Source organism: Sulfitobacter sp. EhC04 (assembly GCF_001650875.1).
Taxonomy (GTDB): Bacteria; Pseudomonadota; Alphaproteobacteria; order Rhodobacterales; family Rhodobacteraceae; genus Sulfitobacter.
This window is the reverse complement of the sequence record NZ_LXYI01000074.1, coordinates 1-7,268: the sequence shown is the minus strand read 5'-3', so window position 1 is coordinate 7,268 and position 7,268 is coordinate 1. Positions and strand designations below refer to the sequence as shown.

Annotated in this window: 5 protein-coding genes; 2 read left to right on the top strand and 3 right to left on the bottom strand. The window is 60.9% G+C overall.

The window, feature by feature from the left end:
• Positions 1-85: 85 nt before the first annotated feature.
• The 3 genes from A8B82_RS21235 to A8B82_RS21225 are packed head-to-tail and all read right to left on the bottom strand — an operon-like array spanning position 86 to position 4,070.
• Positions 86-871, bottom strand: a complete 786-nt coding sequence (locus tag A8B82_RS21235; RefSeq protein ID WP_067297130.1) for a carnitinyl-CoA dehydratase — start codon at positions 869-871, stop codon at positions 86-88.
• A 2-nt stretch (positions 872-873) separates the two neighbouring features.
• On the bottom strand, positions 874-2,913 hold the full coding sequence (locus tag A8B82_RS21230) for an acetate--CoA ligase family protein (protein WP_067297128.1): 2,040 nt from the start codon (positions 2,911-2,913) through the stop codon (positions 874-876).
• Positions 2,910-4,070 (bottom strand): acyl-CoA dehydrogenase family protein, encoded by a 1,161-nt coding sequence (locus A8B82_RS21225; RefSeq protein WP_067297124.1) that lies wholly within the window; start codon positions 4,068-4,070, stop codon positions 2,910-2,912. The genes A8B82_RS21230 and A8B82_RS21225 overlap by 4 nt, the downstream gene beginning before the upstream one ends.
• 80 nt (positions 4,071-4,150) lie before the next feature.
• On the opposite strand from A8B82_RS21225, the gene A8B82_RS21220 reads away from it, so the two are divergent.
• Positions 4,151-5,104: a GlxA family transcriptional regulator gene (locus A8B82_RS21220; protein WP_067297122.1), complete on the top strand. Its 954-nt coding sequence runs from the start codon at positions 4,151-4,153 to the stop codon at positions 5,102-5,104.
• A 155-nt stretch (positions 5,105-5,259) separates the two neighbouring features.
• On the top strand, positions 5,260-7,268 hold a 2,009-nt coding region (locus tag A8B82_RS21215), incomplete at its 3' end, for a M10 family metallopeptidase C-terminal domain-containing protein (RefSeq protein WP_067297119.1).

Sequence of the window (7,268 nt, the reverse complement as noted above, 5' to 3'; positions counted from 1 at the left end):
GCTGCTGGCCGACCTCGATGCGAGCGACTTCATCTTCTGAGGAAAACAATCAGCCGGGAGCGCCCTGTGTGGCGCTCCCGGACTCCTATTTACCCTTCCAGACCGGATCGCGCTTTTCCGCGAAGGCGCGGGCGCCTTCCATCTGATCTTCGGACGCGTACAGCGCATCGACAGTTCCGAGCTGGCGCCGGGTGATTCTGTTCATCGCATCCTGAAACTTCGAATCCTCCGCGTCGCGAACGATCTCCTTGATCGCCGCATAGACCAGCGGCGGGCCGGAAGCGAGCAGGCGGGCAAGCTCCCGCGCCCGGTTCATCAGTTGATCGGCTGGCAGGATTTCATTGACCAGCCCCCAGCCCCTGGCCTCTTGCGCATCGAACCAGCGGCCGGTCAGCAGCAGTTCCATCGCGATGTGATAGGGGATGCGTTTCGGCAGTTTCACCGATGCCGCATCCGCGACCGTACCCGACCGTATCTCGGGCAGTGCAAAAGTGGCGTGATCGACGGCAAGGATCATGTCCGCGCTCAGCGCAAGCTCCAGCCCGCCGCCGCAGGCAATCCCGTTCACGGCCGCAATGACGGGCTTGTTCAGATCCCGCAGTTCCTGGAGACCCCCAAAGCCGCCGACCCCGTAATCGCCATCAACCGCGTCGCCTTCTGACGCCGCTTTCAGGTCCCAGCCGGGGCAAAAGAACTTGTCCCCGGCCCCGGTGATGATGGCGACCCGCAGCTCCGGATCATCGCGGTATGCGGCAAAGACTTCTCCCATCAGGCAGGAGGTTTTCAGGTCGATGGCGTTGGCCTTGGGCCGGTCGAGTGTGACCTCAAGGATGGCACCGTCGCGGTGGGTCTTGATCGGGGTCTCGGTCATGTTCAGTCCTTTCTCACGTCGCGCCGCAGCAGGGCGTCTGCGGCGATTGCATCATCCCTTGTACACATCAGGGGGTTTATCTCGACTTCCTGCAAGCCCTGGGGGTGAGCCAGTACAAAGGACTGCACCGCCATGATGGCATCCAGTATGCGGTCCATCTGCGCGGGAGGCTTGCCCCTGTATCCCGACAGGATCGGCGCCATCCGCAGCGTGCCGATCGCTGTCAGGATGGCGTCCTTGCGGGCAGGCACCAGCAACGAGACGGTGTCGTCCAGCAGTTCCGCCGATGTGCCGCCGGCCCCCAGCGTCAGGATGAACCCATGTGCCGGGTCATGCACAACCCCGATCAGCAGTTCGGCGATGCTGTCGGTGATCATTTCTTCGACCAGGTATGTGTCAACCGGCATTGCCGCAGCGGCAGCGACCACATCATCGCATGAGTTCAGGTTCAGGCGCACTGCCCCTGCTTCGGTCTTGTGGGCGATGCCCTCTCCCTTCAGAGCCACCGGGAATCCGATTTCCAACGCTGCGCTGACGGCTTGGTCGCTGCCGTCGCAGCGTCGGGACAAGGGAATCCTCAGCCCGTGATCCGCGAGCAAATGTTTCGCATCGGCTTCGGCCAGCAGAACGGGGGCGACGGCAGGGCCCGCAACATGGACCGGTTCGACATCGCTCTTAACCGGGAGGGCCGCGTGGGCGCAGGCCATGAGCGCCTCTTTCAGGCCGCTAAACGGGGCAATTCCGTGGCCCATCAGCAGTTCAGCGACATCTTCGGGCATCAGCTCGGGCAGGGTGGCAACCATGCCGTAGCGTGTGCCGGTCTGTTGCGAGGCAGCGATCACGGCCTCGATCACGCAATCCCAATCGGAGGGATCGCAGCGGTCGCTGCGCGGGAAATCGACGATCAGCAGCGTGATGGCAATGCCGGGGTCGGCCATCCCGGCAAAAACCGCTGTCATCGCACGCACGTCGCGCCAGATGTAGGTGTGATAGTCCAGCGGGTTGGCCAGCGCTACACGCGGCCCCAGCACATCGCGCAGGGTGGTCTTTTGCTGCACCCCGAGCGGCGGGAAGTCGAGGCCCGCAGCGGTGCCCGTATCGGCAGCCAGGCTCGCCTCTCCACCGGAGCAGCTGATTGTGGCGATCCTGTTGCTTTCCAGCGGGCCCGCCACATGCAGCAGCTTCAGGGTTTCCAGGAAGGTCGGCAAATCGGCCACCCGCGCGATGCCAAGCCTGCGCAGCAAGGCCGCGGCACCTGCATCCCGCCCGGCAAGGGATGCGGTGTGCGAGACGGTTGCCTGCTGCGCCTGTGCCGATTGCCCGACCTTGATCGCGACGATGCGTTTGCCAAGGCTTTGCGCATAACCGGCCAGCGCTTCGAACTTGCGCAGATCCCCGATGCCTTCGATGTGCAGGCCCAGTGCCGTCACCCTGGGGTCTTGCAGCACGGCCATGCCGATGTCGGACAGCCCGCATTGCGCCTGATTTCCGGCTGTAATCACATAGGCAAGGGGCAGGGCGCGCGCCTGCATTGTCAGATTGATCGCGATGTTGGAGCTTTGGGTGATGATCGCAACGCCCCGGTCGACCCGCTTGCCACCATGCTGATCGGGCCACAGCAGCGCGCCGTCCAGAAAGTTGATGAACCCATAGCAGTTCGGCCCGAGAATTGGCATGTCGCCCGCCGCCCGCAAGAGTGCGGCCTGATGATCCACGCCTTGCGCGTCTTCTGCCTGTGCCTCAAGGAAGCCGGAGGCAAAGCAGACTGCGCCGCCCGCGCCCCTAGCGGACAATTGCGCGGCAATGTCGATGGTTGCGGCCCGGTTCACGCCGATAAAGGCCGCGTCAGGGGCGGTGGGCAACGCGTCGACGTCGGGAAAAACACTCAGGCCGGAAAGGGTGGCGGCACTGGGGTGCACCGGCCAAACCTCACCTTCGAAACCCATCTTCTGGCATTGTGCGGCAACCGCGCGGCACCAAGCGCCGCCGCCGATAACCGCGATGGATTTGGGATTCAAAAGCCGGGACAGGTCGCGTGTCATGCGCCCAGTGGCCGCAACAGGTCGCGCGAAATGATGTGGCGCTGGATCTCTGACGTGCCATCCCAGATCCGCTCGACCCGCGCGTCACGCCAGAACCGTTCAATCGGGAAATCGTCCATCAGGCCCATGCCGCCGAAGATCTGGAGGGTGGTGTCGGTCACCCGCGCCAGCGCCTCGGATGCATAGAGTTTGGCAGAAGCGATTTCGCGGTTGGCTGGCAGGTCCTGGTCCAGCCGCCATGCCGCCGCGAGGGTCAGCCAATCGGCGGCGTCAATTTCGGTGATCATATCGGCGATCTGAAAGCTGACCCCCTGAAATTTGCCAATCTGCTGCCCAAATTGCTTGCGGTCGGCGGCATAGTGCAAGGCATAGTCGAAACACCGGCGCGCGCGCCCGACAGAGAAGGCCGCAACTGTCAGCCGCGTGGCATAAAGCCATTCGTTCATCACCTCGAACCCGCCATCAACCATGCCCAACACCTGCGCGTCGGACAATCGGCAGTTGTCGAAATAGAGGATGCAGTTCTTGTAGCCCTTGTGGCTGACGGAGTTGTATCCGTCGCGCACCTCGAATCCCTTGGTGCCCCGGTCCACTAGGAAAGTCGTTATCCGTTTCTTGGGGCCTTTTGGCGTTTCATCGACACCGGTCGCGACGAAGACAATGAAAAAGTCGGCATGTTCCGCGCCAGAGATGAAATGTTTGGACCCGTTCACGACCCAGTCACCGCCATCCCGAACGGCGCTGCATTTCATGCCCCGCACATCGGAACCGGCGTCAGGTTCTGTCATGGCCAGCGCGTCCATTCGCTCGCCCCGCACGGCAGGCAGGAGATAGCGTTCGCGCTGATCGTCGTTGCAGGCCATCAGAATGTTCTGGGGGCGGCCAAAGAAATGGGTCAGCGCCATCGAGCCGCGCCCCAACTCACGCTCAACAAGGGTAAAGTCGGTATGGCTGAGGCCCGCGCCGCCGACCTCTTCGGGGAAGTTGCAGGCGTAGAAGCCAAGGTCGATCACCTTTTGTTTGATCTGCTCGCCCAGTTCGCGCGGGACCTGTCCGGTTCTCTCAACCATTGCCTCGTGGGGGTAGATCTCTTTCTCCACAAAGCTCCGCACGGTGGTGACGATCATGTCCTGTTCTTCGGTCAGCCCAAAATTCATTTTCGTTCCTTTACGCGCTTTGATTTCAGATCAGGCTATCGCTCTTGTGCGATTGTGATGTGCAGACTTATAGTCTAACTATGCAAAGTTGGAATAATTCAGGCAAAGCTGTCGCCCGCATCGGAATCCTGTTGTTTGACGGGTTTTCGAACCATTGCCTGGCTAACACGGTGGAGCCGCTGCGGGCGGCAAATCACCTGGGTCGTCGTGCCCACTACCGGTGGGAATATCTGACTTTGTCCGGGGGTCCCGCGATCAGCTCAAGCGGATTGCGCATTGTTCCCGACGCGCCGCTGAAGGACGCTGCGGGGGATCTGTTGATGGTGATGCCATCCTATGGCGTCAGGTCGTATCTAACGGACCCGGTGTTGCGCGGGCTCAGGTCCGCATCGGCGCGTTTTACGGTTCTGGCCGGTTTGGACATGGGCAGTTGGCTCATGGCCAAGGCGGGTCTGCTGAATGGCCGGATCGCCACAATCCATTGGGAGGAACTGACAGCATTTGCCGAAGCTTTTCCCGACCTGACCGTGGCGCGCGAGCGCTATGTCGTCGACGGAGATCGGATCACCTGTTCCGGGGCCATGGCCAGTTTCGATCTGGTGTTGCACCTGATTGTGCAGTCGCTGGGTCCGGCGCTGGCGCTGGAGGTCGAGCAATTGTTCATGGCACCGGGATCGACGACCACTGTCCCGGCTGTGACCGCCAGACAGCGATTGTCCCGACGCGCGGTTGCCGTGATGCAGGACAATATCGAAGCCCCGCTGCCACTGCCAAAGGTGGCAGCACTTTGCCGGAGTTCACAACGCGCGCTTGAGCTGGCGATCCGGCAGGATTTCGACATGGCGCCACAGCAGCTTTACAAGGTGTTGCGGTTGAATGTTGCCCGACGGTTGGCAGAAACGACCACCTTGCCACTCGCGGAAGTTGCACTGCGCTGCGGTTACCGGAACGCGAGCGCGATGACGCGCGCCTTTCATATCCAGTTCGGGTTGCCGCCAAGCCATGCGCGGCTTTCAACTGATACGCGAATATGAGGCAAGTAGCTATCCTCAGAAATGGCTCAAACCCCGCCCAAGGTGCGTTTTCACGGATTTCTCACGTTCAATAACCGACTCTTTTAATTGCATTAATGCCGAAATCAAATAATGTGTGAACGTCCCTCTCCCCGCGATTATATTGGATGATTACAATGACCAGACCTATTGCTGTCGACCCATTTGAGAATGTTCTTGTCGCCCCGGATTCCACCACCGGCATTGGCCCGGACATCGGCGAAACGCCGGGAACTGCCGGTACGATCAACGTTGGGCAGACCATCGTCAACACGATCGACGTGGCGAATGACAATGACTGGTTCCGCATCACGTTGACCGCCGGTCAAAGCATTCAGATCACGCTGAACGGGTCATCCGTTGGCGGTGGCACCCTGTCTGATCCATTGGTGCGGCTATACGATGCATCCGGCAACCTTATCGACAGCGATGACGATGGTGGTCCGGGTCTGAATTCCCTTTTGAACTTCTATTCCGAGAATGGCGGCGTTTTCTACATTTCTGCCGAAGCCTTCTCAACCCGCATAGGCACCTACACGCTGTCGGTTCAGGAGGTCACGTTCAACCCCAATGATTCCTGGGAAGATTCACCGGATTTCATCAGCCCGCTTCTGGATGCGCTGTCCTGGGACACGCGGTTTGATCACAACGTGATCACCGTCTACTTTGGTGAGGCAGGTTACACTGCAGACGGCATTACATCCGAAGGTTTCAATGCGTTTGAGCGGCAGCAATTCATACGCGCGTTCGACGCGATCGAAGCGGTTACGAACCTGACCTTCAATATCGTGAACTCCGGCGACGGGGCTGATTGGGAACTGATCCTGGATACCAACGAACTGGACGGTGTCTATGGCCGGTTCAACCCGCCGGGCTATGGCGGAGACGGGAATGACGGTGTCGGTCAGTTTGCTGGCGACCTGTGGGACCGTTTTGCCGGCGGTGACCTGACCGAAGGCGGGTTTGGGTACTTCACGATCATGCACGAGCTGCTTCATGGTCTGGGTTTGGCGCACCCGCATGACACCGGCGGGGATTCGTCCGTCATGCCGGGAGTTTCGGGGTCGCGGGATGATTTCGGGGACTTCAACATCAACCAGGGTGTGTTCACCATGATGTCCTATAACCCGGGCTATCACACAGGAACCCCCGGATCGGCACCTGCAGCAGGCACCGGTGACGGTGCCGGGACGCCTTATGGCTACGCCGCCGGGCCGATGGCGCTGGATATCGCTGTCCTTCAGGGCCTCTATGGTGCCAATAATACACATAACAATGGCAACACCACCTATGTTCTGCCGACCGGCACCGGCGCGGGTGTATTCTGGTCGACAATCTGGGATTCCGGCGGCAATGACACCATCCGCCACAACGGCTCCGGGGCGGCTGTGATTGATCTGCGGGATGCGACGCTGGCTGTCGAACTGGGCGGCGGCGGTTTCGTTTCCGCCGTTGACGGCACCCGAGGCGGATTCACCATCGCCGCCGGTGTTGTCATCGAGAATGCGGTTGGCGGATCTTTTGGTGATTTGATCTTCGGCAACGAATTCAACAACCGGCTTTCCGGTTTTGGCGGCTTTGACACCATACACGGCGGTGCGGGCAATGACACAATCGACGGCGGTAACAGTGCCGATTCACTCTATGGCGGGGCGGGTAACGACCTGCTCATCGGGTCCGACGGCTTTGACCAGCTTTTCGGTGAAGAAGGCAACGATACGCTCCAGGGCGGCAACACCAATGACTACATGTTTGGCGGTGCCGGAAATGACCTGCTGCTTGGCGGGTTGAACATCGGGACATCCACCGAGCTGCTGGACGGCGGCGCGGGCAACGATACGCTGCGGGGCGAGGGCGGATATGACCTGCTGCGCGGCGGCGACGGCGATGATGTGCTGGATGGCGGCAACCAGGCGGACAACCTGTATGGCGATGCCGGGAACGACACCTTGTTCGGGGGCGCCGGGCTTGACCGTCTGTTTGGCGGCGCCGGGGATGATGTGCTGAACGGCGGCGACGGGCCGGACGGTCACTTTGGCCAGGAGGGCAACGACACCATCAATGGCGGCGATGGCAACGATCGGTTCTTTGGCGGCAGGGGCAACGATCTGATCCTGTCCGGCAACGGCAACGACACGATCTATGC